Source organism: Streptomyces parvus (assembly GCF_014648875.1).
Taxonomy (GTDB): domain Bacteria; phylum Actinomycetota; class Actinomycetes; order Streptomycetales; family Streptomycetaceae; genus Streptomyces; species Streptomyces parvus.
This window is the reverse complement of sequence record NZ_BMRY01000001.1, coordinates 1,178,568-1,201,247: the sequence shown is the minus strand read 5'-3', so window position 1 is coordinate 1,201,247 and position 22,680 is coordinate 1,178,568. Positions and strand designations below refer to the sequence as shown.

24 protein-coding genes and 1 pseudogene are annotated in these 22,680 nt (G+C 71.7%); 10 read left to right on the top strand and 15 right to left on the bottom strand.

Features of this window, described 5'->3' with window-relative positions; all coding sequences use genetic code 11:
* Nucleotide 1: 1 nt before the first annotated feature.
* Nucleotides 2-610, bottom strand: a complete 609-nt coding sequence (locus IE140_RS05430; protein ID WP_093440184.1) for a TetR/AcrR family transcriptional regulator — start codon at nt 608-610, stop codon at nt 2-4.
* Nucleotides 611-917: 307 nt separating this feature from the next.
* Between IE140_RS05430 and IE140_RS05425 the strand changes: the two genes are divergently transcribed.
* Complete coding sequence (locus IE140_RS05425; protein WP_229826695.1) at nt 918-1,721, top strand: alpha/beta fold hydrolase; 804 nt, start codon at nt 918-920, stop codon at nt 1,719-1,721.
* Nucleotides 1,722-1,784: 63 nt separating this feature from the next.
* Here IE140_RS05425 and IE140_RS05420 read toward each other — a convergent pair whose 3' ends face one another.
* Nucleotides 1,785-2,585: a hypothetical protein gene (locus IE140_RS05420; protein ID WP_150196100.1), complete on the bottom strand. Its 801-nt coding sequence runs from the start codon at nt 2,583-2,585 to the stop codon at nt 1,785-1,787.
* A gap of 108 nt (nt 2,586-2,693) precedes the next feature.
* Entirely contained in the window at nt 2,694-3,293 is a 600-nt protein-coding gene (locus tag IE140_RS05415) for a TetR/AcrR family transcriptional regulator (protein ID WP_150196102.1), read from the bottom strand.
* Between the two features lie 132 nt (nt 3,294-3,425).
* Between IE140_RS05415 and IE140_RS05410 the strand changes: the two genes are divergently transcribed.
* Together IE140_RS05410 and IE140_RS05405 are read left to right on the top strand one after the other, a co-directional pair.
* Nucleotides 3,426-3,839, top strand: coding sequence for a nuclear transport factor 2 family protein (locus IE140_RS05410; protein WP_150196104.1), 414 nt, complete (start codon nt 3,426-3,428; stop codon nt 3,837-3,839).
* A 57-nt stretch (nt 3,840-3,896) separates the two neighbouring features.
* On the top strand, nt 3,897-4,472 hold the full coding sequence (locus tag IE140_RS05405; RefSeq protein WP_150196107.1) for an anthrone oxygenase family protein: 576 nt from the start codon (nt 3,897-3,899) through the stop codon (nt 4,470-4,472).
* A gap of 40 nt (nt 4,473-4,512) precedes the next feature.
* Here the strand turns inward: IE140_RS05405 and IE140_RS05400 are convergent, their stop codons facing one another.
* Both IE140_RS05400 and IE140_RS05395 read right to left on the bottom strand, forming a co-directional pair.
* Complete coding sequence (locus IE140_RS05400; protein WP_032777838.1) at nt 4,513-4,914, bottom strand: PPOX class F420-dependent oxidoreductase; 402 nt, start codon at nt 4,912-4,914, stop codon at nt 4,513-4,515.
* A gap of 31 nt (nt 4,915-4,945) precedes the next feature.
* Nucleotides 4,946-5,746 carry a TetR/AcrR family transcriptional regulator C-terminal domain-containing protein gene (locus IE140_RS05395; protein ID WP_150196109.1) on the bottom strand — a complete coding sequence of 267 codons (801 nt, stop codon included), beginning with the start codon at nt 5,744-5,746 and terminating at the stop codon, nt 4,946-4,948.
* 117 nt (nt 5,747-5,863) lie between these two features.
* On the opposite strand from IE140_RS05395, the gene IE140_RS05390 reads away from it, so the two are divergent.
* From IE140_RS05390 to IE140_RS05380, 3 genes are all read left to right on the top strand, one after another.
* Nucleotides 5,864-6,868 carry an ATP-binding cassette domain-containing protein gene (locus tag IE140_RS05390; RefSeq protein ID WP_150196111.1) on the top strand — a complete coding sequence of 335 codons (1,005 nt, stop codon included), beginning with the start codon at nt 5,864-5,866 and terminating at the stop codon, nt 6,866-6,868.
* On the top strand, nt 6,865-7,743 hold the full coding sequence (locus tag IE140_RS05385; protein WP_150196113.1) for an ABC transporter permease: 879 nt from the start codon (nt 6,865-6,867) through the stop codon (nt 7,741-7,743). Before IE140_RS05390 ends, IE140_RS05385 begins: the two co-directional genes overlap by 4 nt.
* A gap of 137 nt (nt 7,744-7,880) precedes the next feature.
* On the top strand, nt 7,881-8,450 hold the full coding sequence (locus IE140_RS05380; RefSeq protein ID WP_150196115.1) for a GNAT family N-acetyltransferase: 570 nt from the start codon (nt 7,881-7,883) through the stop codon (nt 8,448-8,450).
* A 42-nt stretch (nt 8,451-8,492) separates the two neighbouring features.
* Here the strand turns inward: IE140_RS05380 and IE140_RS05375 are convergent, their stop codons facing one another.
* Nucleotides 8,493-8,957 (bottom strand): MarR family winged helix-turn-helix transcriptional regulator, encoded by a 465-nt coding sequence (locus IE140_RS05375; protein WP_006126629.1) that lies wholly within the window; start codon nt 8,955-8,957, stop codon nt 8,493-8,495.
* A gap of 146 nt (nt 8,958-9,103) precedes the next feature.
* Here IE140_RS05375 and IE140_RS05370 point away from each other — a divergent pair, with 146 nt between their 5' ends.
* From IE140_RS05370 to IE140_RS05360, 3 genes and pseudogenes are all read left to right on the top strand, one after another.
* The gene (locus IE140_RS05370) at nt 9,104-9,754 is read left to right on the top strand and encodes a hydrolase (protein ID WP_032764258.1); all 651 of its coding nucleotides are present in this window, start codon (nt 9,104-9,106) and stop codon (nt 9,752-9,754) included.
* Nucleotides 9,755-9,757: 3 nt separating this feature from the next.
* A pseudogene (locus IE140_RS05365) lies at nt 9,758-10,299 on the top strand (class I SAM-dependent methyltransferase); the annotation flags it as partial.
* 40 nt (nt 10,300-10,339) lie between these two features.
* Nucleotides 10,340-10,744: a DUF4259 domain-containing protein gene (locus IE140_RS05360; protein ID WP_150196117.1), complete on the top strand. Its 405-nt coding sequence runs from the start codon at nt 10,340-10,342 to the stop codon at nt 10,742-10,744.
* Nucleotides 10,745-10,757: 13 nt separating this feature from the next.
* On the opposite strand, the gene IE140_RS05355 is transcribed toward IE140_RS05360, so the two are convergent.
* From IE140_RS05355 to IE140_RS05320, 8 genes are all read right to left on the bottom strand, one after another.
* Nucleotides 10,758-11,369 (bottom strand): Uma2 family endonuclease, encoded by a 612-nt coding sequence (locus IE140_RS05355; protein WP_150196119.1) that lies wholly within the window; start codon nt 11,367-11,369, stop codon nt 10,758-10,760.
* A 179-nt stretch (nt 11,370-11,548) separates the two neighbouring features.
* On the bottom strand, nt 11,549-12,667 hold the full coding sequence (serC, locus tag IE140_RS05350) for a phosphoserine transaminase (RefSeq protein ID WP_150196121.1): 1,119 nt from the start codon (nt 12,665-12,667) through the stop codon (nt 11,549-11,551).
* Between the two features lie 92 nt (nt 12,668-12,759).
* Entirely contained in the window at nt 12,760-13,992 is a 1,233-nt protein-coding gene (locus IE140_RS05345) for a cytochrome P450 family protein (protein ID WP_109179655.1), read from the bottom strand.
* A 180-nt stretch (nt 13,993-14,172) separates the two neighbouring features.
* Complete coding sequence (locus IE140_RS05340; protein ID WP_150196123.1) at nt 14,173-15,414, bottom strand: cytochrome P450; 1,242 nt, start codon at nt 15,412-15,414, stop codon at nt 14,173-14,175.
* On the bottom strand, nt 15,411-16,085 hold the full coding sequence (locus tag IE140_RS05335) for a GTP-binding protein (protein WP_010071692.1): 675 nt from the start codon (nt 16,083-16,085) through the stop codon (nt 15,411-15,413). Before IE140_RS05335 ends, IE140_RS05340 begins: the two co-directional genes overlap by 4 nt.
* Nucleotides 16,066-16,437 (bottom strand): DUF742 domain-containing protein, encoded by a 372-nt coding sequence (locus IE140_RS05330; RefSeq protein ID WP_150196126.1) that lies wholly within the window; start codon nt 16,435-16,437, stop codon nt 16,066-16,068. The genes IE140_RS05335 and IE140_RS05330 overlap by 20 nt, the downstream gene beginning before the upstream one ends.
* Nucleotides 16,434-16,853, bottom strand: a complete 420-nt coding sequence (locus IE140_RS05325) for a roadblock/LC7 domain-containing protein (RefSeq protein WP_006126641.1) — start codon at nt 16,851-16,853, stop codon at nt 16,434-16,436. Before IE140_RS05325 ends, IE140_RS05330 begins: the two co-directional genes overlap by 4 nt.
* Entirely contained in the window at nt 16,850-18,472 is a 1,623-nt protein-coding gene (locus IE140_RS05320; RefSeq protein ID WP_150196128.1) for a sensor histidine kinase, read from the bottom strand. Before IE140_RS05320 ends, IE140_RS05325 begins: the two co-directional genes overlap by 4 nt.
* 271 nt (nt 18,473-18,743) lie before the next feature.
* Here IE140_RS05320 and IE140_RS05315 point away from each other — a divergent pair, with 271 nt between their 5' ends.
* On the top strand, nt 18,744-21,746 hold the full coding sequence (locus tag IE140_RS05315) for an FAD-binding and (Fe-S)-binding domain-containing protein (RefSeq protein ID WP_229826693.1): 3,003 nt from the start codon (nt 18,744-18,746) through the stop codon (nt 21,744-21,746).
* Here IE140_RS05315 and IE140_RS05310 read toward each other — a convergent pair.
* Nucleotides 21,685-22,611, bottom strand: a complete 927-nt coding sequence (locus tag IE140_RS05310) for a LysR family transcriptional regulator (RefSeq protein WP_093445664.1) — start codon at nt 22,609-22,611, stop codon at nt 21,685-21,687. The two genes, IE140_RS05315 and IE140_RS05310, sit on opposite strands and share 62 nt — an antisense overlap.
* Nucleotides 22,612-22,680 lie beyond the last annotated feature (69 nt).

Here is a 22,680-nt window from a genome sequence, read left to right as displayed (position 1 = left end):
GTCAGGAAGACGTTTTCGCTCCCGGGGTGAGGGCCGCATCAATCATGGCGCCGAGCTCCATGGCGGCGGGCATCGTCTCGAAGGTGCGGTCGTGGAGCCCCTCGGTGACGATGGCGTCGATGGCGCCGCCGGTGATGATGGCGAGTGTGCGGGAGTCGACCGCTGCGGTGCCGCGTGCCTGTGCCGCGGAGTCGATGAGCTGCGCCAGGGGCCCCCATCTGGCCTCGGGCTCGTACTCCAAGCCTCTCCGGTTGGCCGCTTCCACGATCATGCGTGTGTGCTGCGGATGCTCGTCGAAGTGACTCACCATCGAGCGGGCGTAGACGGCTGGTCTGTCCGCAGCCTCCGCGGTCAGGGTCTTCGCCGCCACCTCGTCGGTCATGACGCTGATGACGTAAGCGCACGCGGCGCCGATCAGGGAGTCCTTGGACTCGAAGTGGTAAAAGACGGCTGCCTTCGTGATGCCTGCCGCCCGGGCGATGCCGGCCAGTGTGGTGCCCGCATACCCGTTCTCCGCCACCTGCTCGATGGTGACGGCGATCAGCTGCGATCTGCGTGCCTGTTCCGTCAACGTCAGGCGGTGCCCCTCAGGGCGCTGTCTCGTTGCCATGCCGTTAATTCTACCGTACGGTCAAAATTCTGACCGACGGTAGAGAGGTGTTGGCGTGGGAGACACGACAGCGGGGAATCGAAGGGCTGAGCCGATCAGCGAACCGGGTGTCCGAGCCGCTTTGCCCTTGCATCGAACCGGCGCAACGACGTCTCGGCCCAGCCGATGGCGACGGCGTGTCGCGGCTGCCCTCACCCGCGTCTTCCGTTCGCCCTCCCCGGTCGGTCACTGGGACAGCGCCGAGGGCCAGGACCGGTTCCTCTCCACCTACGGTGCGGCTTTGCGTGACCTCCCGAAACCTGCGGTGGTGCTCGACATCCGGACCGACTACGGCCTGGTACGCGTCTACAGGTTCGACGGGAAGGCTGACGCCGGTGTCCCGTTCGTCCTGCTCCCCGGACGGGCCTCCGCTTCACCCGTGTGGGCGGACAATCTGCCGGGTCTCCTTGCGACGGGAGACGTCTACACGCTCGACCTCCTCGGCGAACCGGGAATGAGTATCCAGGGCCGCCCCATCAGCAGTGACGACGACCAGGCGGCATGGCTGAACCAAGTCCTTGAGGCGCTTCCGGAGAGGACTTTCCACCTTGTCGGACTCTCCATAGGCGGCTGGACCGCCGCCAATCTCGCCGTGCGCGAGCCGAACCAGATCGAGACTCTGATCTTGATCGACCCGGTGTACGTCGTCGATGGCATGCCCTGGAAAACCATTGCCCGGTCACTGCCCGCCTCACTGCCATGGCTGCCGAAATCCTGGCGGGACAGCTTCAGCTCCTATACCGCGGGCGGAGCACCCGTCGTGAACGTACCAGTGGCCCGTATGATCGAAGCAGGGATGAGGCACTACACACTGAGGTTGCCCCAACCGCAGCGCGTCAGCGAAGATCGCCTCGCCGCACTGCGCATGCCCGTTCTGACCATCATCGCCGGCCGGTCCGTCATGCACGATCCGCAGACCGCCGCCCGGACGGCCGAGTGCGCGATTCCAGCAGGCACTGTCCGCATCTACGAGGCCGCATCCCACGCGGTCAACGGCGAGTATCCCGAGAGAATCGCCGACGACATCGCCGCCTTCGTCACAGCACACCGAACAGAGACTCCAGCAGGCTGACCCTCGTGCACCACGACGAACGTTCTCCCCGCCATCCGGGCGCTGTTGCCGTGCGGGGTGCGGTCAGTCGCTTCCCCTGTGATCGGCCAGCCATCGGGTGGTGAAGTTGCGGGCCATGGTGAACGGATGGTGCGGGTCGACGAGGACGTGGCAGACGAACTCCGCCGTCTGGCAGTCGAAGGGTACGTCCTCACGGTCGAAGGACCGGACCAGGACGGACCAACGGTCGGGGTCGTCGCCGTCGGTCCTCCAGCAGTACAGGTCCTCGTGCTCAGTGCCTGCCCAGATGAGTAGACCGTCCTCGTCGAGAGCTGCCCACGGCTCCTGCATCAGGTTCAGGAGTCCGTCGAAAGAGCCTTCGCCGAACGTCTCGACCATGCGCTTGTAGTCGCTCGGCAGCACGGCGCCCAGACGCGACTCCACCCCCGCCCAGTCCACGTCCTTCGGCCGACCGGGGTGGCTCCAGCCGGTGATCCGTCCGAGCCGCTCCATCCAGTCGACATCCTCGTCCGGAGCGACCGCCAGAGGTTCGGGCATCTTTCTGTGAGCGACCACCAGCACCGGCCGCTCGTCACCCTCGGCGTCCCGGGCCGTTCCCGTGCCGACCCACTGATCTCCGTGAGCCCATGCCCGTATCGTCACGGCTCGGCCGTCGAAGGGGGCGAGGAGAGCCGCCCCCCTGGACTCGTCAACCGTCGGATCGCTGAAGCCGTCGAGGGCGAGGGTGCGCGGGGCAGCGCCGTATCGGCTGTCGAGCAGGTCGGTCAGGCCCTGCAGGTCTGTGTCGCCGGGCAGGTGCAGGTAGCCGTCCCGCGGGCCCAGCCCGGCCAGCAGGTCGTCGACGGCTGCTTGTGTGAGCTTCATGGAGGACAGTGAAGCTCACCGCACTGACGATGGGCACCGGCCGGCCTGACACTGCAGGTCGTGGGGGCCGGAGGGGGAGTGACAGCAGGTGTTCCGCGAGGGTGTGGTTCACCCACGTTGCTCTCTGGCACCGAGGGCACGGAGAACTGTCGTGTTCAGTGCGGTCCTTGCCTGGGAGTTCGTCATGCGGCCGGAATTGACCTCTTCACCGGCGGCATGCCCGAGGGCGATGGTGATGGTCACCAGCCAGGGGGGAGACGAGTCCGGGGTGAACTCCCCTGCTCGTTGGCCCCGTTCGATGAGGCCGCGCAGGCGGTCGGTGACTGATGCGTGACGCGCCTGGTCGTTCCCCTCCGCCGTGCCGATCGGCACGGCCTGAAAAAGCGGTGCATTGCCCTCGAAGGCATGCCAGGAGACGTCGAGGAATCGTGTCAACGCGGCCGTGGGCGGTCCTTCGTCGAGGCGGGCGGCGTCCATGGCGGCGACAGCACCCTCGGTGATCCGGTCGACGGTCGCCGTGAGGAGTGCCTCGCGCGACGGGAAGTGCGCGTAGACCGTCTGCCTCGTCACTCCCGCCTCGGTCGCGATGGCCTCCATGGCGGCGTCCGGGCGCTGCCGCAGTAGGCGGACCGCCGCGTCGAGGATGTCATTCCTGCTGCGCTCGGCGTCGGCGCGCCGTCGACGACGAGGTTCTCCAGAAGCAGTCATCTCTTACATCCTTGTCTAATTTACAGGACCCCTATATCTTACAGCGGAGTAAGAGATCGTAATCGGAAGTCATGGGGCGCGTCATGCCCGTCACGCGACTCCCGCTACCGCGCACCCGCCGATCGGAGTCTTATGAAGGCACTCGCCGACACCACTCCCGAGCAGTTCATCCAGGGCTTCTTCGAATCCCTCACCGCGCGCACGGTCCGGGGGGACGACCCGGAGTCGGTGATGGGCCGTCACTACACGGCCGACGTGGTCCAGGTCAGCGACGGAGTCCGGCTCGACCGTGACCGGCTCCTCGCGCACCTCCGCCCCGTACGCCGAAACGTGACCAGTTGGCGGTTCGACGTGCGAGAGGCCGTCGCGGACGGTGGCCGCATCGCGGCCCGTCTCACGGTTCACGCTCGGACGCGCAAAGGCGGCGAGACCACCATCGATGTCCATCTCTTCGCGGAGTTCACCGACGACGGGCGCATGCACCGATCGCACCAGCTCACCCGCGTCCTGTCGCCGACGCCCGCCGGCGCGACCGAGTCGGCCTGACACCCCACCCGCCCGTCCTGCTCCGCTGCGTGTGGAGCCGCCACGAAGAGGAACGGCATGCGCGTGCTCATCGTTCATGGGATCGCCCTGATGGCCACTGGTCTGCTCGCCGGTGCCTTCGGCTATGGTGCCGCCAATCTCGTCCCGACCTTCGACGCCGTGCCGGTCGCCATGAGGCTCGACTTCCACGCCGAGCTGATGAAGATCAACGGGATCACCGTGCAGGGGGCCATGGTGGCCTCCACCTTCGGCTCCCTCACCCTCGCCGCGCTGACACGCGGCCGGGCCCGAGCCCTCGCGGCCGCGGCGGGTCTCCTGACCTTCGCGTCCTTCCTGATCACTCGACTCGGGAACGTACCGATCAACGGCCGCATCAAACAGTGGGCCGCCACCAAGCCGCCGGCCGACCACGCCGAGATCCTGCACCGCTGGGAGCTGTTCCATCACGCCCGGACCCTTACGGCCGTTGCCGCCTTCGCCCTCCTGATCTTCCTCGCCTTCTTCGGGCCGTTCGGCGGCCGCAGGTTCGGGTCGGGGCGTTCGGGCTCCGAGCCCTCCGGGCCGCAGAGGACGATGACGCGGGCGCAGAGGCTCACCCGCGGTGCGGCCAAAGGCTCTCCGCTCGTTCCATGAAGGCAATCGTCCCCTCTCGTGGGCAGCTCCCGCACGCCCCTCAGCCCTCGTCCGTCACCGGCCACACCTCGTAGTGCAGCGTCCGGTCCCGCTTCAGCCGGTGCGCGAGCGGGACCAGCACGCCCTGCACCACCGGGTACTTGCGCGACAGCATCCGCGCCGCGTGCGTGTTCTCCTTCGTACCCGGCCGCAGCAGCCGCGCGTGCGCGCTGATCCGCGGTCCGGTCGGCGCGCCCCGCACCGTGCAGGGGGCGAGCTCCACCCGCGGGTGGTTGCGCATCCGCTCGACCTTCCACGCGGACGAGAACGTGCGGATGAACGCGTGGTCGCCCTCGACGGCGATGTTGACCGGTGTGCCGACGGAGGTCCCGTCCTGGCGTCGGGTGCTCAGCAGGACGGCGTACTGCTTGACGAAAGGAGCGAGCTCCCGGCTGGCGTCCATATATCCATTGGCGCACGGACCGGCCGCTCTGTCATGTGCGGGACGCCTCCCGCTCCCGGACCAGCGCGTCGAAACCGGCGATCAGGCGCTCCAGCCCGAACTCGAAGTGGTCGAACTCGGAGCTGAAGGTGTCCTCCGCCATGCCCGCCATCATCGGGTACGCGCCGCTGAGCATGGCCCGCTCCAGGAACGGGTGCTGGTGGTCCCAGAACGCCTCGTCGCTCAGCCCGGTCTGCGCCACGGCCTCCGCCGCGTCGGCCTGGGTGCGGGCGAGGCCCTCCACGAAGCTGTTCACCGCGACGATCACGCCGATCAGCTCGGGGTCCCGCAGGCCCATGCCGCGCAGGCCCGTGAGCGCGAGTTCCAGTCCGCGCAGGGCGCTGGGGCCGAGCACCGTACGGGCCTGGTTGATCTTCAGCAGCCAGGGGTGGCGGCGCAGCGTGTCCAGGTGCCCCCGGGCCATCCGGTCGACCGCCTCGCGCCAGTCGGCGGGGGGCTCGCCGGGGTGGTCGGCGAACGGTTCGCCGAGCACGCGGTCGAACATCAGGTCCAGCAGCTCGGATTTGCCGGGGACGTACCGGTAGAGCGACATCGTGCCCGTGCCCAGCTCGGTGGAGAGGCGGCGCATCGAGACGGCGGCCAGCCCCTCCGCGTCCGCGACGGCGACGGCGGCGGTGACGATCCGGTCCAGGGTCAGCCCCGGTTTCGGGCCGCGGCTGGGGCGCTCGCCGGTGCCCCACAGCAGCTCCAGGCTGCGCGCGATGTCGCCGCTCCCGGTGGCCGACCCGTCCGCCTTCGACGCTGCCCCGGCTGTCGTTCCGTCGTTCGTCATGGCCTCAGCGTAATGGGCCGCAAAGAAAGTGGGTACACCGTACTCATAATCGGGTACGGTGTACCCAGTTCATGCGGCCGAACGGCCGGGAATCTGGCGGAATCAGGGGGTTGTGCCATGTCCGCATCCGCATACGCGGTGCTCGCCGAGGGCGTCGTGAAGCGCTACAAGGGCAGGAAAGAGAAGGGCGGCGGCAAGCGGGCGCTCGACGGGTTCGACCTCGCCGTCCGCCCCGGCACCGTCCACGGCCTGCTCGGCCCGAACGGGGCCGGCAAGACCACCGCCGTGCGGGTCCTCGCCACCCTCCTGCGGTACGACGCGGGCCGGGCCGAGGTCGCCGGGATCGACGTGGCGCGCGAACCCCGCCGCGTACGGAGCCGGATCGGGCTCACCGGCCAGTACGCGGCCGTCGACGAAGGTCTCACCGGGCGGCAGAACCTGGAGATGTTCGGGCGCCTCTTCCACCTGGGCAACCGCCGGGCCCGGCAGCGCGCCGGGGAACTGCTGGACCGGTTCGACCTGACCGAGGCGGCCGACAAGGCCGCCAAGGAGTACAGCGGCGGCATGCGGCGCCGGCTCGACCTCGCCTCCTCGATGATCCTCCAGCCCGACGTGCTCTTCCTGGACGAGCCGACGACCGGGCTCGACCCGCGCGGCCGGGGCGAGGTCTGGGAGGCGGTCCGGGCGCTGGTGGCGGGCGGCACGACGGTGCTGCTGACCACGCAGTACCTCGACGAGGCGGACCGCCTCGCCTCGCACATCACCGTCATCGACCGGGGGCGGGCCATCGCCGACGACACCCCGGACGCCCTGAAGAACCGGGTCGGCGGCGACCGGATCGAGGTCGTCGCCGCCGACCCGGGGGACCTCGAAGCGGTGGCGTGGGCCGTCGACCGGGTGGCCGGGGGCGGGCTCGTCGTCACCGACACCCCCGCCCGCCGGGTCCACGCCCAGGTCGCCGACCGGGTGGCCGCGCTCACCGAGGTGGCCCGGAGCCTCCAGGGCGACGGCATCGCGGTGGAGGACATCGGGCTGCGCCGGCCGAGCCTGGACGACGTGTTCCTGCGGCTGACGGGCCACGGTACGACCGAGAACCACGACGCCCCGGAGGTGGCGGCATGACCACACTCGAACGGAATCCCGCGACGACCGGCGTACGCCGCCCCGGAAACGGTTCCGACCCCGGCCCCGGTCCCGACCGCGGCCACCGCCACGCCTACTGGGCCGTCGTCGACTGCTGGAACATCACCCGCCGCACCCTCACCCACTACCAGCGCCAGCCCGCCGCGATCCTCTGGCAGCTCGGCTTCCCGATCCTCTCCCTTCTGCTGTACGGCTATGTCTTCGGCAGCGCGATGATGGTGCCCGGGGGCGGGGACTACCGGGAGTTCCTGATGCCCGGCATGTTCGCCATGACCATGGCCATGGGCTTCATGAACACCGCCGTGGCCGTCGTCACCGACGCCTCGAAGGGGGTCGTCGACCGCTTCCGGTCCATGCCGATGGTCCCCTCCGCGTTCGCCTCCGGACGAGGGGCGGCCGACCTGGTGGTGTCCGCCGCCGAACTGACCATCCTGGCTGTCACGGCGCTGCTGATCGGCTGGCGCGCGGACGGCGGCCTGATGGGCGCGCTCGGGGCGTTCGGACTGCTCCTGCTGCTGCGGTTCAGCCTGATCTGGGTCGGCGTCTGGCTCGGCCTGCTGGTCCCCACCCCGGAGGCGGCGGGCGGGCTGTACGCGGTCGCCTTCCCCCTCACCATGATCTCCAGCACCTTCGTCTCACCGTCCCTGATGCCGGACTGGCTCGGCTTCGTGGCGGCCTGGAACCCGATCTCCTCGACCGCGACGGCGACACGCGAACTGTTCGGCAACCCGGTGGCGGGCGGCGGGACCTGGGTCGAGGAGCACGCGGTGCTGATGGCGGTGGTGTGGCCGCTGGTGATCACGCTGGTGTTCCTGCCGCTGGCGGTCCGCCGCTTCCAGCGCCTGAGCCGGTGAGCCTCTGAGCGCCTGAGCCGGTGAGGGGCTGAACGGCCACTGGCTCGCGGAGAAGGGCAGGAAGACGGGAAGGCGGAAGGGCGGAAGGGCGGAAAGGGGCGGTCGGGGTGGACGCGCGGCGCGTAGGGTCGGGCAGCGTGCCGACGACTCCCGCCCCGCCGCCCAGCACCCCGCCGTCCTTCACCACCGCCCGCCTCGACGCGCTTCCCCTCGAACCGGCGTACGCCGAGGAGATGGCGACCGTCCTCGCGGACCCGGCGCTGTACGGGTTCACCGGGGGCGAGCCGCCGGCCCCGGCCGCGCTGCGGGCCCGGTACGAGCGCCAGTGCGCCGGGTCGCCGGATCCGGGGGAGCGGTGGTGGAACTGGGTGCTCCGGGTCCGCGCGGCCCGCGACGGGGAGGCGGGCGGGGAGGCGGGCGGTGAACTCGTCGGATACGTCCAGGCGACCGTACGGGGGTCGCGCGCGGAGATCGCCTGGGTTCTCGGAACACCCTGGCAGGGCCGGGGTTACGCGAGCGAGGCGGCGCAGGGCCTGGTGGCGCACCTGGCCTCGGCCGGGGGCGTCCGGGAACTCGTCGCCCACATCCACCCCGACCACGCCGCGTCCGCCGCGGTGGCGCTGGCGGCGGGCCTCGGGCCGACCGAGGAGTGGGAGGACGGGGAGCGGCGGTGGGCCGCGAGCGTGACGCCTCCCCCGGCGCCGTAGAGGTGACCGGGGTCCGCCCCGGTCAGCTGACCCTGACCCCGGTCAGTCGGGCTGCTTCTCCAGGTGGGCGAGGACGCGGTTCGAGATCCGGGCCAGGGTGTCCAGCTCCTCCTGGGTGAGCGCGTCGATGAACAGCCGCCGGACGTGCTCGACGTGCACGGGCGCGGCCTCCTCGATCGCCTCGCGGCCCGCCGGTGTGGCGACGATGAACGACCCGCGACCGTCGTCGGGGCACTCCTCCTTGGCCACAAGACCGCGCTTGGCCATCCGTGCCACCTGGTGGGACATGCGGCTCTTCTCCCACTCCACCAGCTTGGTCAGGTCCATGAAGCGCATGCGCCCGCCGGCCTCGGTGAGTTTGGCCAGCACGATGTAGTCGGCGGGGGACATACGGGAATCTGCCTGGACCCGGCGTGAGAGCCGTCCGATGAGCTTCTCCTGCATGCGGATGAAGCCGTCCCAGGCGGCCTGCTGCTCCGGGTTCAGCCAGCGAGGCGTCGCGTTCATGCAAGGAGCGTAGCGAGGCCGCGCCGAGCGTCACCACCGGAGCCTCGGTGTTCGCGTCAAGTCTCCCGCGCAAGGGTGTAGTTGACTCGTCAACCGTCGCAGCCTAAGTTGGATGACACATCAACCAAATGGTGGAGGGGAATCCCATGAGCGCACCGAACAAGGCCGGACTCGACGCGCTGCTGACGCCCGAGGAGAGCGTCGTGGTGCTGATCGACCATCAGCCGTTCCAGTTCGCCAACCTGAACAGCCATGAGCCGACGATGATCGTGAACAACGTCGTCGGGCTCGCCAAGGTCGCCAAGGCGTACGGAGTCCCGACCATCCTGACGACGGTGCTGGCGGAGCGCGGCGGCCGGCTGATCCAGGGCGTCCAGGACGTGTTCCCGGACCAGGAGCCGATCGACCGGACGCTCATCAACACCTGGCAGGACGAGCGCGTCGTCGACGCCGTCAGGGCGACCGGTCGCAAGAAGCTGATCCTCGCCGGGCTCTGGACGGAGATATGCCTGGCGATGCCGGCCATCCAGGCCGCGGGCGAGGGGTTCGAGGTCTACGCCGTCACCGACGCGTCCGGAGGCGTGTCGGCCGAGGCCCACGACATGGCGGTGCGGCGCATGGTCCAGGCGGGCGTCGTGCCGATCACGTGGCTGGCCGTGATGGCCGAGTGGCAGCGCGACTGGGCCCGCGAGGACACGATCACGGGGGCCATCGAGGTGCAGGCCCAGCACGGCGGCGCCTCGGGCGTGGCCTTCGCCTGGGAGATGCAGCTCCTGGCCGGACGGGATGCCGCCTGACGCGATGTCGGCTGCGGAACGGGCCGGGTGACCGAACACCTCCACGGACTCGGCCGGGGACTGGACGTGTTCGGGATCGACCTCTCCCCGCAGATGGTCGCGGTGGCGCGGCAGGAGCATCCAGGGCTGCGCTTCGAGGTGGGCTCCATGCTCGCCCTCGAACTGCCGGTCGCGTCGCTGGGCGGGCTGCTCGCCTGGTACTCGACGATCCACGTCCCGGACAGGAACTGCCGTGCGCCTTCGCGGAGTTCCACCGCGTACTCGCCCCTGGCGGCTACGTACAGCTGGGCTTCCAGGTCGGCGACGAGCCGTTGCGGATGACGGAGGCGTGGGGCCTGGAGGTGTCCCTCGTCTTCCACCGGCGGCAGCCGGAGAGGATCGCCGAGCTGCTGCGGGAGGCGGGCCTGGAAGTGGTGTCCCGGGTGTGGCGGGAGCGCGAGACGGACGGGCCGTTCCCGGAGCGGGCGCCGCAGGGGTTCGTGCTGGCGCGCAGGCCCGTTGTCAGTGGTGGCTGTGAGGATGGGGACATCAGCACGACGGACTGACCGGCGCGGACCGGTCGGCACACGGATTGAGGGGGATCCCATGGGCGCCTGGGACATCGGCCACTTCGACAACGACACCGCCGCAGACTTCGGCGGCCGGGTCGACGACGCGGAGGCGGAGAAGAAGGCGGACGTGCTCCGGGACGTCCTGACCGCCGTCGCGGGCACGGGCCCCGAGGACTACGTGGACGGCGGGGAAGAGGCGGTGGCCGCCGCCGCGCTGGTCGCGGCCCAGTGCCCCGGCGGCGACCCCGTCACCACGCCGTACGGCCCGAAGAACCCCCTGCCGCCGCTCCCCGCGGATCTGCGCCCGCTGGCCGTCCGCGCACTGGACCGCCTCACCGCGAAGAACGCCGAGCCGCTGGACCTGTGGGCGGACGCCGGGGCGGACCAGAAGTGGCTGGCGGGGATAGCCGCGCTGCGGGCGGTGCTGGCAGCGGCGTGACCCCGCCGGCGCCTCAACGTTTCGGGCTGCCCGCCCGCACGATCTCGTCGACGTCCAGGGAGACTTCGGCGCCGATGGAGGCGGGCAGCGGGGCCTGCTGGCCGGGGGCGTAGACCTCGTGGCGGTCGTAGCCGGCGGGGAGCGGCTCGGTCAGGACGTGGACCCGGCCGTGCTTGCGGTCGACGATGACGTAGACCGGGATCTTGGCCTGGGCGTAGGCGGTGACCTTGTTGCGGAGATCGTTCTGGTAGTTCCCGGAGGTGACTTCCAGGACGAGTCGGAAGCAAGCGGGGTCGTAGCTGTTGTTCGCATGCAGGTGCTCGTCGAACTCTGCGTCGACGATTGCCAGATCGGGGATCGCGAAGTCCTGGGGGCCGCCGGGGAGCCAGAGGCCGACGCCTTGGAGGACTTCGCTCTCACCGTCATCGAGACCTGCGGAGATGAAGGGGCGCATGAGTTTGGTGAGCGCGCGTGCGTGCGGGCCGTCCGCGGGTGGGGCCACGGTGATGACGCCTCCGATGATCTCGACGCGATGCCCCGGAAGCTGCTCGGCGAGACGGTTGGCCGTTTCCAGCAGCGTTTCCGGCTCATCGTCACAGGGGTGCTCGACTGCTGCTGCAGACATTGCGGGCCTCCTGGAATGGGCTGGTGTCGAGAGCATCATCGTAGGGCGGGATTGCCCCAGATCGCGCTTCTGGCATATGCCACCCGGTCGAGTGATGCAGAAACGGCCCGGCACCCCACGTGGGTGCCGGGCCGTCTTCGTACAGCCGTACAGCCGTACAGCGGTACGGAACCGAAGGGCTAGAGCTTCTCGATCACGTAGTCGATGCACGCCGTCAGCGCCTGCACGTCCGCCGGGTCGATCGCCGGGAACATCGCCACGCGCAGCTGGTTGCGGCCCAGCTTGCGGTACGGCTCGGTGTCCACGATGCCGTTGGCGCGCAGCACCTTGGCGACGGCCGCCGCGTCGATCTCGTCCGCGAAGTCGATCGTGCCGATGACCTGCGAGCGCTTCGCCGGGTCCGTGACGAACGGGGTGGCGTACTTCGACTCGTCGGCCCAGCCGTAGAGGTGGCCCGAGGACGCCGCCGTGCGGCCCGTCGTGAAGTCCAGGCCGCCCTGGGTGTTCATCCACTTCAGCTGCTCGTTCAGCAGGAAGAGCGTGGACAGCGCCGGGGTGTTGTACGTCTGGTTCTTCAGCGAGTTGTCGATCGCCGTCGGCAGCGAGAAGAACTCCGGGACGTGCCGGCCCGAGGCGTGGATCCGGGCCGCGCGCTCCAGCGCCGCCGGGGAGAACACGCCGATCCACAGGCCGCCGTCGGAGGCGAAGGACTTCTGCGGGGCGAAGTAGTAGACGTCGGACTCGGTGATGTCGACCGGCAGGCCGCCCGCGCCCGAGGTGGCGTCCACCAGGACGAGCGCGCCCTCGTCGGCGCCCGCGACGCGCTTGACCGGCGCCGCGACACCCGTCGAGGTCTCGTTGTGGGTGAAGGCGTAGACGTCGACGCCCGCCTCGGCCTGCGGGTCCGGGTGGGTGCCCGGGTCGGAGGCGATGACGGTGGGGTCGGACAGCCAGGGCGCGAGCTTCGCGGCCTTGGCGAACTTCGACGAGAACTCGCCGAAGTTCAGGTGCTGGGACTTCGAGTCGATCAGACCGTGCGTCGCCACGTCCCAGAAGGCGGTGGAGCCGCCGTTGCCGAGGATGACCTCGTAACCCTCGGGCAGGGAGAAGAGCGCGCGCACACCGTCCCGTACCTCGCCGACCAGGTTCTTGACCGGGGCCTGGCGGTGGGACGTACCGAGGAGGGAGGTGCCGGTGGCGGCCAGCGCGTCGAGCGCCTCCGTCCGCACCTTGGAAGGACCGGCGCCGAAGCGTCCGTCGGCGGGCTTGGTGTCAGCGGGAATCTGGATGTCGGCCACGGGACGGAGCGTAGTCCCTCGGTGGCACGGCTCCGCAACCGTGTCCGTCCGATGAGACATGCGCTCCGGCCCGCGGCCCCGTGCGCGGCGGCCTACTTCTTGTCGCCGCCGAACGGGCAGCCCAGCTCCACCGGCAGCTCGTACAGGTCGTTCTGCGTCACGATCGGCTTGTTGCGCAGCTCGGACGCCGGGACCGCCAGGTCCAGTTCCGGGAACCGCTCGTAGAGGGCCGGGAGCGCGATACCCGCCTCCAGGCGGGACAGCGCCGCGCCCGGGCACACGTGCGGGCCGTGGCCGAAGGCGATGTGGCGGTTGGGGGTACGGGCGGCGTCGAACTCGCCCGCCGTCGGGCCGTACTGCTCCTCGTCCCGGCCCAGCGCGCCGAACGAGATGATCAGGCCCTCGCCCTTCGGCAGGACCCTGTCGCCGACCTCGATGTCCTCCGTCGCGAAGCGGATCAGGACGTGCGAGGTCGGGGTGTTCCAGCGCAGCGTCTCCTCGATCACGCCGTCCCAGCCGATCTCGCCGCTGAGGACCTTCTTGCGCTGCTCCGGGTGGGTCTGGAGCGCCTCGACCACGTTGACGATCAGGCTGATCGTGGTCTCGTGTCCGGCGGCGATGATCAGTTGCAGCGTGTTGACGATCTCCTCGTCGGTGAGGTGGTCACCGTTCTCGGAGGCCGCGATCAGGGCGCTGGTCAGGTCGTCGCCCGGGTTCGCCCGCTTGTCGTCGACGATCTTCGTGAAGAGGGTCCCGAGGTCCGCCATCATCTGCGGGACCTCCTCCGGCGGGGTCTGCGTCGAGAAGAACTTCTCGAACAGCTCCTTCAGCCGCGGGTGGTCCGCCGCGTCCACGCCCATCAGCTCGCTGACGACGTTCATGGGGAGGGGGTAGGCGAACTCGGCCTTGAGGTCGACCGGCTCTCCGGCGGGCAGCGCCGCCAGCTTCTCCAGGCTCGCGTTCGTGAGCGCCTCGATGCCCGCCCGCAGCCGCTCCACCCGCTTCACCGTGAGCGCCTGCGCCACCAGCGTACGGAGCCGGCGGTGGTCGGCCCCGTCGACCGTCAGCATCGAGCGGCCCGGGTTGGCCAGGCCGATCAGCGGCCAGTCCATCGGTATCTCGCCGCGCCGCCAGGCGTTCCAGACGTTGATGTCCTTGACCACCCGGCTGTCGGTGAGCAGCGCGCGGGCCTCCGCGTGGCGGGTGACCGCGTACACGTGTACACCGCCCGGCAGCTCCACCTCGGCCAGCGGGCCGGCGGCCCGCAGCGCGGCGCTCTCGCCGTCGAGGTCTCTGACGAAGGGGTCGAGCGCGATGCGGGTCATGCGGGGCCTCCGTGGCTTTCGGGTCGGCTTGGGGGTGTCTGACAATTCGGCGCGGATCAGCGGGCGGCGTCAGGTGCGGTGCATCGCAAGGCGCCGGAGAGTCCTCGTAGCGGAGCTACTAGGGCTTTTCGGCAACGCCGCGAGGTGCCGTGCCGGGCGTCGCCCGCCCGCGCGGAATTGTCAGACACCCCCGAGGGCAGGGGTGGGAGTGAAGAGCACCGGCAGGTCCGTCAGACCGCGCAGCCACGGCGACGGGCGGCGGGTGAGCTGCTCGGCGGGGACGGCGAGGTCCACGTCCGGCAGCCGGTCGAGCAGGACCTCGATACCGGTACGGGCGATGACCTCGGCGGTCTCCTGGGCCGGGAACGGGCAGCGGTGCTCGCCGTGGCCGAAGGAGAGGAAGGCGTTGTTGCCGCCGGTCAGGGCCGAGCCGTCGGTGCGCACCTGCGGGTCGCCGTTGGCGGCGGCGAGGCCCAGGAGCAGCAGGTCGCCGGCGCGGATGTGGCGGCCGCCGAGGTGGGTGTCGCGGGCGGCCCAGCGGCCGGCCACGTTCTGCGTCGGGGTGTCCTCCCAGAGGACCTCGTTCATGGCCTCGGCGACGCTGTGCCGGCCGCCGGAGAGCGAGGCGGCGAACCGGTCGTCGGTGAGCATCAGGCGCAGCGAGTTGCCCATCCAGTCGGCGGTCGGCTGGTGACCGGCCGCCATCATCACCATGAGGTCCTGGGCGACCTCCTCGTCGGTGAAGCCGCCGGTGTCGGCGATCATCCGGCTGGCGACGTCGTCGCCGGGCTCGGCGTGCTTGTCCGCCAGCAGCTGGAACATCGACGTGGCCAGGTGCTGCTGTCCGGCCAGCGCCCGCTCCCGGCCGTCGATCATGTCGTTGATCGCGCCGACCAGCGGGTGCGCCTCCTCGTCGGAGAAGCCGTAGATCCTGGCCAGGACCAGGGCGGGGAGCAGCTTGGCGTACTCCGCGATGATGTCGACCGAGCCCTTGGTGCAGAACCGGTCGATCAGCTCGTCGGCGAACTCCTCCGCGTACCGCTTCAGCGAGAACGGGTCGACGCCCTCCAGCGCGTTGCTGATCATCATCGCCCGGACGCTGTGGCGCTCGCCGACGGTGTAGAGGATCGAGTTCTGCTTGCGGCCGATCATCGGCAGCAGCGGCCAGTCGTCGGGGATGCGGTCCCACTGGTTCCACAGGTCGGAGTCCCGGCTGAAGAGGACCGGGTCGCCGGTGACCTGGTGCAGTTCGCGGTAGCCGAGGACGAGCCAGGCGGGGACGTCGCCGTCGAGGACGACCGGGGCGATCGCCCCGTGGTCGCGCCGCAGGTCCCGGTAGAGCTGGACGGGGTCGCTCTGGAAGCGGGGCCCGGACAGCGGGACGGAGGTGTGGGTGACGGGGCAGCCGGAGACAGTGGTCACGGGGCGGGCTCCGGGGTCGGGCCGGCCGCCGCCAGGGCCGCCGTGGGCGCGGCCGCCGCGGAGGCGGTCGTCCCGGCGGCCTGGAGGCGGGCGGCGGAGAGCGCGGCGAGATGCTCGACGAGCGTGATCAGCACGTACTTGCTGGAGGACCGGTCACGCGCGTCGCACTCCACCAGCGGTACGTCCTCGGAGAGGTCCAGGGCCTCCCGGATCTGCTGCTCGCTGTGGAGCGGGCCGCCGAAGTCGTTGCACGCCACGATGAACGGCGTGCCGTGGTGCTCCAGGCGGTCGATGGCGTACCAGGAGTCGGCGAGGCGGCGGGTGTCGACGAGGACGACCGCGCCGAGCGTGCCGGAGAACAGCCGGTCCCACAGGAACCAGAACCGCTCCTGTCCGGGCGCGCCGAAGAGGTACAGCACGGAGCGCTCGTCGAGCGTGATGCGGCCGAAGTCGAACGCCACCGTGGTGGACGTCTTGGCGTGGACGCCGTCGAGGTCGTCGACGGCCTCGCCCGCGCGGGTCATGGTCTCCTCCGTGTTGAGCGGACGGATCTCGCTCACGGATCGGACCATGGTGGTCTTGCCGACGCCGAAGCCGCCCACGACAACGATCTTGAGTCCGTTGTCGGCGGTGGAGCTCAGGGTGGCGCGGTCAGAGGTTGCGGAGTCCAACGAGCACCTGTTCCAGGATGTCGGGGTCGGGGAGCCGGTCCGCGACACGGGCTGTACGGGGGTGGCGGGCGCTGATCCGGCCGGTGTCGAGCAGGTCGCAGAGCAGGATGCGGACGATGCTGACCGGCAGGTTCAGGCTCGCGGCGATCTCGACGACGGCGGTGGGGCCCTGGCACATCCGCAGGATCGAGACGTGCTCGGACTGCATCCCCGGGGACGGGTCGCACTCGGCGACGACGAGCGTCACCAGGTCGAAGGCGGCGGAGTCGGACCGGCTGCGGCCCCCGGTGAGGGTGTACAGCCGGTCCGGATCGTCGTCGCGGCCCGGTCGGGGGCGGGGCGCCGTCGTCATACGGCCGGGACCTCGGCGGGTTCGCGCGGCGGCGCGACGAGGTGCTCGCCGAGCTGCTCGACGAGCTCGCTCATGTTGTGTCCGACGAGGCCCACGTCGGAGTCCTCGTCGGCGACGACGGCCAGGTGGGCCCCGGCCCCCGCCTCGACGATGAACAGCACGCCGCCGTAGAACTCGGCCATCGCGGACCGTACGCCGCCGGTGCCGTCGCCGAACTCGATGGACGCGCCGTGCGACAGGCTCTGGATCCCGGCGGAGATGGCGGCCAGCTGGTCGGCCTGGTCGACGGAGAGCTCGGGGGTGCGGCACAGCTTGAGGCCGTCGCGGGACAGGACGAGGGCGTGGCGGGTACCGGGGGTGCGGTCGAGCAGCCCCTCCAGCAGCCAGTTGAGCTTCTCGTCGGTGGTCGCGGTCATCGGGTGTTGCCTTCCGGGTGCGGGGAGTTGGCTCGTACCGCCTTGCTGAAGGTGCTGAAGCGCGCTGCCTGGACCTTCGGGTCGGTGGTACGGGCCCGGGGGGTGTCGGCTCCGCCGGGGGCGGCGTTGCCGGTACGGGCTTCGGCGGCGGCCAGCGTCCGGCCGCGGCGGCGCTTGGGCAGGCCGCTCTCGCCGAACTCGGGCACGCTGCCGGTGGACTCGGAGCCGGACTCGGGGACAGCCTCCGGCTCCGGCTCCGGCTCCGCCGCCGGGGTCAGGGGCGTGGAGGCGTCGTCCGCGTCGAGGGACCGGGCCGCGGGCACGGCATCGGCGGGGTCCGGTCCGGCGGCCGAGGAGTGCGAGGGCTCGGGCTCGGCGGGGAGTTCGACGGCGGGGGCGGTGTCCGCGGGGGCCGGTGTGGCTGCCGGGGCCGTCGGCGCGGTCGCTGCCACAGGTGCCGCCGGTGCAGCCGTCGCCGGTGCCGGGGCCGGTGCGACCGCGCGGGAGATCAGCTCCTGAGGGAGCATCATCAGCGCGCCCGTGCCGCCGCGTGCGGACGGCCGGAAGGAGACGGTGAGGCCGTGCTTACGGGCCAGCCGGCCGACGACCGCGAGTCCGAGGCGGGTGCCGGAGAGGTTGGTGAGGTTCTGGTGGTCGGCGGAGACCGCCCGCTCGGCGCGGCGCAGCTGCACCTCGCTCATGACGAGCCCGCTGTCCTCCACGGTGATGACGATGCCCGCCGGGACCTCCTCCACGTACACGTGCACCTCGGCGGTGGGCGGCGAGAAGTTCGCCGCGTTGTCGAGGAGTTCGGCGAGCGCGTGCATGACGCCCTCGGCCGCGTGACCGGCGATGGAGACATCGCTGGTGGAGTGGAGGCGCACCCGCTGGTAGCTGCCGATCCGGCCCATCGCGCCGCGCAGGATCGACTCCATGACGATCGGCTTCGCCCAGCGCCGGCCGGAACGGGCCCCGGTCAGCACGGCGATGGAGTCGGCGAGACGGCCCGCCTGGGCCGTGCGGTGGTCCAGGTGGAGCAGGTCCCCGAGCACGGACTCGTCGGTGTGCCGGTGCTCCATCTCGCGGAGGTCGGCCAGCATGCTGGTGGACAGGGCCTGCATCCGGCCCGCCGCGTTGGCGCAGGCGGCGACGGCCGCGGAGCGCTCGGTCTCGGCGCGGCTCGCACGGGCCGTCAGGCGGTCGATGCTGAGGTGGAGACGGGCCTGTTCGGCGGCGGCCGCCGCGACGATCCGCTCGTTCTCGGCGCGGGCCTCGGCGACGAGCCGGGAGGTCTCGGAGGCGGCGGCGCCCTTGATCCGGGCCGTCTCCGCCGTGAAGCGCTGGGCCTCGACGGCGGAGGCGGAGACCAGGCGCGAGGTCTCGGAGGTGAACCGCTGGGCGTCGGCGGCCCGCAGGGTGCGCAGCGTCCGCGCGGTCCCCAGGGTGTGGACGGTGACGGCCACGCAGACGCTCAGCAGCACGGCGGCCGCGCCCGCGCCCCAGGCCAGCGGGGTCCGTACCGTGTCAGGGGCGGCGGCGACGGCCCACAGGGTCAGCGTGCCGGTTGCGGCTGCCGATATCAGCAGGGCGAGAGCGGTGGGCCGGTGTGAGGGGCGCAATCGGAGTCCTCGGTGGCGGACGGTGCGGGGTGGCAGGGCGGTGGGGCAGTAGGGCGGTTCGGGCGGTGCTGGTGCGGCGAATTCAGGACACTTCGTCACGGGTGCGGGCGATCCTGCACAACTGGAACTGATAGTTCCTGCGCAAGTCTTGGTCACTATAGGAGACTTGACGGTCTGTTTGGGAAGATCTTGTGGGCTTTTTTGCGCGGCTTGTGCACTTTCATCCGTGCGCATCCCAAGAGTTCATCTGTACCGGCGGCATGCTGAAGCAATGGCCGAACAACATCGACCGCATACCGGACCGCCCGCAGGACCGTCTGCCACGGCGTCACGTGCTCCCGCGGCATCACGTGCTCCCGCGGCCTCCCCGGCTTTCGTCGCCGCGCTCCGCTCCGCCGTGCGCGGCACGAGCGACTTCGGGCCCGCCGCCCGGGCGTTGACGACGATGGACGCGTCCAACTACCGCCGCGTCCCCCTCGGTGTGCTCGCCCCGCGCGACGCCGACGACGTCGCGGCCGCGCTGATGGTCTGCCAGGAGTACGGGGTGCCGGTCGTCCCGCGCGGCGGCGGCACGTCCATCGCCGGACAGGCCACCGGCACCGGCCTCGTCCTCGACCTCACCCGCCATCTGCGGACGATCCTCGACCTGGACCCCGCCGCCCGCACGGCCGTCGTCCAGCCCGGCGTGATCCTGGACGATCTGCGGGCCGCCGCCGCACCCCACGGACTGACCTTCGGCCCCGACCCGTCCACCCACAGCCGCTGCACCCTCGGCGGGATGATCGGCAACAACTCCTGCGGCGCGCACTCGGTGGCCTGGGGCACGACGGCGGACAACGTGCGGGGGCTGTCGGTGGTCCGGTACGGGGGTGAGGCGCTGCGGCTGGAACAGGGGAGCGGCACGGGCCCGGCGAGCGCCGGCGCACGCGGGGCGGGGGCACCCCAAGGCCCCCCGGGCGTGAGCGAACTCGTCGCCTCCCACCTCGCCCTCCTGCGCACCGGCTACCCCGACCTCCCGCGCCGCATCTCCGGGTACGCCCTCGACGCGCTGCTCCCCGAACACCCCGGCGGCCCCGACCCGGTCCGGGCGTTCTGCGGCAGCGAGGGCACCCTCGGCGTCGTCACTGAGGCCACCGTGCGCCTGGTCGAAGCGCCGCGCGCCCGCGCCCTGGCCGTCCTCGGGTACGCCGACGAGTCCGCCGCCGCCGAGGCCGCCCCGGGCCTCCTCCCGTACGGCCCGCTCACCGTCGAGGGCATGGCCGCCGACCTCGTACGCGAACCGGCCGGGCTGCTGCCGCGCGGGGCCGCCTGGCTCTTCGTCGAGACCGGCGGGGCCACCGGGGCCGAGGCCCGCGCCCACGCCGAACGCGTCCTGCGGGCGGCCGACGCGGTGGACGGGACCGTCGTCACCGACCCGGCCGGGCAGCGGGCGCTGTGGCGGATCCGCGAGGACGCCGCCGGGACCGCGACCCGGATGCCCGACGAGGGGGGCACCTCCCGCGGGAGCGCAGCCGGACGTGGGGGAGAGGCCTGGCCCGGCTGGGAGGACTGCGCGGTCCCGCCCGCCCGGCTCGGCGCGTACCTCCGCGACTTCCGCGCGCTCCTCGCCGAACACGGCCTGCGGGGCACCCCGTACGGCCACTTCGGCGACGGCTGCATCCACGTCCGCATCGACTTCGACCTGATCACCGAGGCCGGGGTGGCCCGCTTCCGCCGGTTCTCCGAGGAGACGGCCGACCTCGTCGTCGCGCACGGCGGCTCCCTCAGCGGCGAGCACGGCGACGGGCAGGCGCGCGCGGAGCTGCTGCCCCGGATGTACGGGGACGAACTCGTCGCCCTCTTCGGCCGGTTCAAGGACCTGTGGGACCCGGACGGCGGCCTGAACCCGGGGATGCTGGCCCGCCCGGACCGCCTCGATACGAACCTGCGCTTCGCGGTCCTCCCGAAGGGCCCGGTCGACGTGGAGTTCGGCTATCCGCAGGACGGCGGGGACTTCGCGGGCGCGGTCCGCCGCTGCGTCGGCGTCGCCAAGTGCCGTACGGAGGAGGCGAGCGGCGCGGGCGTCATGTGCCCGTCCTTCCGTGCGACGGGGGAGGAGGCCCACTCGACCCGGGGCCGGGCCCGGCTCCTCCACGAGATGCTGGCGGGCGAGGTCATCACGGACGGCTGGCGCAGCACGGAGGTCCGGGACGCGCTCGACCTCTGCCTGTCCTGCAAGGGCTGCCGCAGCGACTGCCCGGTGGGCGTCGACATGGCCACGTACAAGGCGGAGTTCCTGCACCACCACTACAAGTCCAGGCTCAGGCCCGCCGCCCACTACGCGATGGGCCGCCTCCCGCAGTGGCTGCGCCTCGCGCGCCCCTTCGCCCGCCCGCTCAACGCCCTCGCCCGGCTGCGCCCGCTCGCCGCGCTCGCGAAGCGGCTGGCGGGGATCGCACCCGAGCGGACGATCCCGGTGCTGGCGACCGAGACGTACAGCCGGTGGCTGCGCCGGAGGCAGGGGCGCGGGACCCGGATCCTCTCGGCCAGCCGGGTGGTGCACCTCTGGGCGGACACCTTCACCGAGCACCTGTCCCCGCAGGTGGGCCGGGCGGCGGTGCGGGTCCTGGAGGAGGCGACGGGACGTACGGTGCTGCCGCCGCCCGTCCCCGGCCTGTGCTGCGGCCTCACCTACGTGTCGACGGGCCAGCTCGACGCGGCCCGCCGGGTGATGCGCCGCACCCTGGACCGGCTGGACCTCTTCCCCGGCGAGCCGCTCGTCGTCCTGGAGCCGAGCTGCGCCGCCACCCTCCGCACCGATCTGCCCGAACTCCTCCCCGGCGACCCGCGCGCCGCCGAACTTGCCTCGGCCGTGCGGACGTTCGCCCAGTACCTGGAGGAGTACGCCCCCGACTGGACGCCGCCGCGCCTGGACCGGCCGGCCGCCGGCCAGACGCACTGCCACCAGCACGCGGTCCTCGGCGACGCGGCGGAGCGGCGACTGCGTGAACGGCTGGGCCTGACCGGCGAACTCAGCGGCGGCTGCTGCGGACTCGCGGGCAACTTCGGCTTCGAGAAAGGCCATTGGGAGGTGTCCGTCGCCTGCGCGGAGGAGCGGCTGCTCCCCGCCGTACGGGAGGCGGAGCCCGGGACGGAACTCCTCGCGGACGGCTTCTCCTGCCGCACGCAGCTCGACCAGCTGGCCGGGCGGCGGGCCCGGCACCTGGCGGAGGTCATCGCGGAGGCTCTCCCGGAGCCCGCTCCGGGGGTCGGCGAGCCGGGTCCCGGGCGATGATCTCCCGGGCCAGCGAAACGAGTTGGGGGAGTTTCGGGTGCCCGGGGGCGTCCCGGCGGGCGAGCAGGACCGGGACGCCCGGGGCATCGTCGAGCGGGACGTAGGCGACCCCAGCGTGCGGGTGCAGCTCCGCGGTCGACGCGGTGGACACCCCGCTGCCGCGGCCGGCGGCGATGGCGGTGAGCCAGTCGTCGGTGTTGCCGACCGTGAGGGTGGCGGCCGGGCGGGCGTGCGGTGGCCACAGGTCCACGGTGGTGGTGCCGGAGACGGTGTTCAGGACGACGGGGCCGTCCACGAGATCGGCCAGTTCGAGCGAGGGGCGCGCGGCGAGCGGCCCGTCCGCGGTCACCGCCGCCACCCGCACCTCGGTGAACAGCACCTCGGCGACCAGCCCCGGCGCGTCCACAGGACCGCGCAGCAGCGCCGCGTCGACCTCGCCCCGGGTCAGCCCGGCGGTGCGGTCGTCGATCCGGAGCAGCTCCAGCGGGGTGCCCGGGAACCGCTCCTGCCAGGTCCGCAGCAGCGGTGTGGTGTACGGCCCGAACGCGGACCAGGCGTGCCCGAGCCGCAGTGGCCAGGTGCGCAGCCGCCCGGAGTCGAGTGCCTCGTCGAAGGCGGCGACCGCGGTGGCGGCCTTGTCGCGGAAGGCGACGCCGTCGGGGGTGAGGGCGAGGTGGTGGGTGGAACGGTCGACGAGCCGGACCCCGAGGTGCCGTTCCAGCGCGGCGAGGGTGCGGGACACGGCGGGCTGGGTCAGCCGGAGGCGGGCGGCGGCGCGCGTGATGTTGAGCTCGTCGGCGACCGCGAGGAAGGCCCGCAGATGCCGGAGTTCCACGGGGCGGCCGGGGGAGGGTTCCTCGTTCATGCGCGGGAAGCATAACGAGAGCGTGACGGGCATTTCACGGAACGCGCGGGCGTCCTTACCGTGAAGGGA

Coding starts and splice junctions, on each gene's coding strand:
- IE140_RS05355 (WP_150196119.1), bottom strand. CDS start 11,369: ATGTCTGCAGCAGCAGTCGAGCACCCCTGTGACGATGAGCCGGAAACG.
- IE140_RS05330 (WP_150196126.1), bottom strand. CDS start 16,437: ATGACGACGGCGCCCCGCCCCCGACCGGGCCGCGACGACGATCCGGAC.
- IE140_RS05390 (WP_150196111.1), top strand. CDS start 5,864: ATGTCCGCATCCGCATACGCGGTGCTCGCCGAGGGCGTCGTGAAGCGC.
- IE140_RS05370 (WP_032764258.1), top strand. CDS start 9,104: ATGAGCGCACCGAACAAGGCCGGACTCGACGCGCTGCTGACGCCCGAG.
- IE140_RS05430 (WP_093440184.1), bottom strand. CDS start 610: ATGGCAACGAGACAGCGCCCTGAGGGGCACCGCCTGACGTTGACGGAA.
- IE140_RS05410 (WP_150196104.1), top strand. CDS start 3,426: ATGAAGGCACTCGCCGACACCACTCCCGAGCAGTTCATCCAGGGCTTC.
- IE140_RS05400 (WP_032777838.1), bottom strand. CDS start 4,914: ATGGACGCCAGCCGGGAGCTCGCTCCTTTCGTCAAGCAGTACGCCGTC.
- IE140_RS05420 (WP_150196100.1), bottom strand. CDS start 2,585: ATGAAGCTCACACAAGCAGCCGTCGACGACCTGCTGGCCGGGCTGGGC.
- IE140_RS05405 (WP_150196107.1), top strand. CDS start 3,897: ATGCGCGTGCTCATCGTTCATGGGATCGCCCTGATGGCCACTGGTCTG.
- IE140_RS05310 (WP_093445664.1), bottom strand. CDS start 22,611: ATGAACGAGGAACCCTCCCCCGGCCGCCCCGTGGAACTCCGGCATCTG.
- IE140_RS05415 (WP_150196102.1), bottom strand. CDS start 3,293: ATGACTGCTTCTGGAGAACCTCGTCGTCGACGGCGCGCCGACGCCGAG.
- IE140_RS05395 (WP_150196109.1), bottom strand. CDS start 5,746: ATGACGAACGACGGAACGACAGCCGGGGCAGCGTCGAAGGCGGACGGG.
- IE140_RS05385 (WP_150196113.1), top strand. CDS start 6,865: ATGACCACACTCGAACGGAATCCCGCGACGACCGGCGTACGCCGCCCC.
- IE140_RS05325 (WP_006126641.1), bottom strand. CDS start 16,853: ATGACCGCGACCACCGACGAGAAGCTCAACTGGCTGCTGGAGGGGCTG.
- IE140_RS05345 (WP_109179655.1), bottom strand. CDS start 13,992: ATGACCCGCATCGCGCTCGACCCCTTCGTCAGAGACCTCGACGGCGAG.
- IE140_RS05360 (WP_150196117.1), top strand. CDS start 10,340: ATGGGCGCCTGGGACATCGGCCACTTCGACAACGACACCGCCGCAGAC.
- IE140_RS05315 (WP_229826693.1), top strand. CDS start 18,744: ATGGCCGAACAACATCGACCGCATACCGGACCGCCCGCAGGACCGTCT.
- IE140_RS05375 (WP_006126629.1), bottom strand. CDS start 8,957: ATGAACGCGACGCCTCGCTGGCTGAACCCGGAGCAGCAGGCCGCCTGG.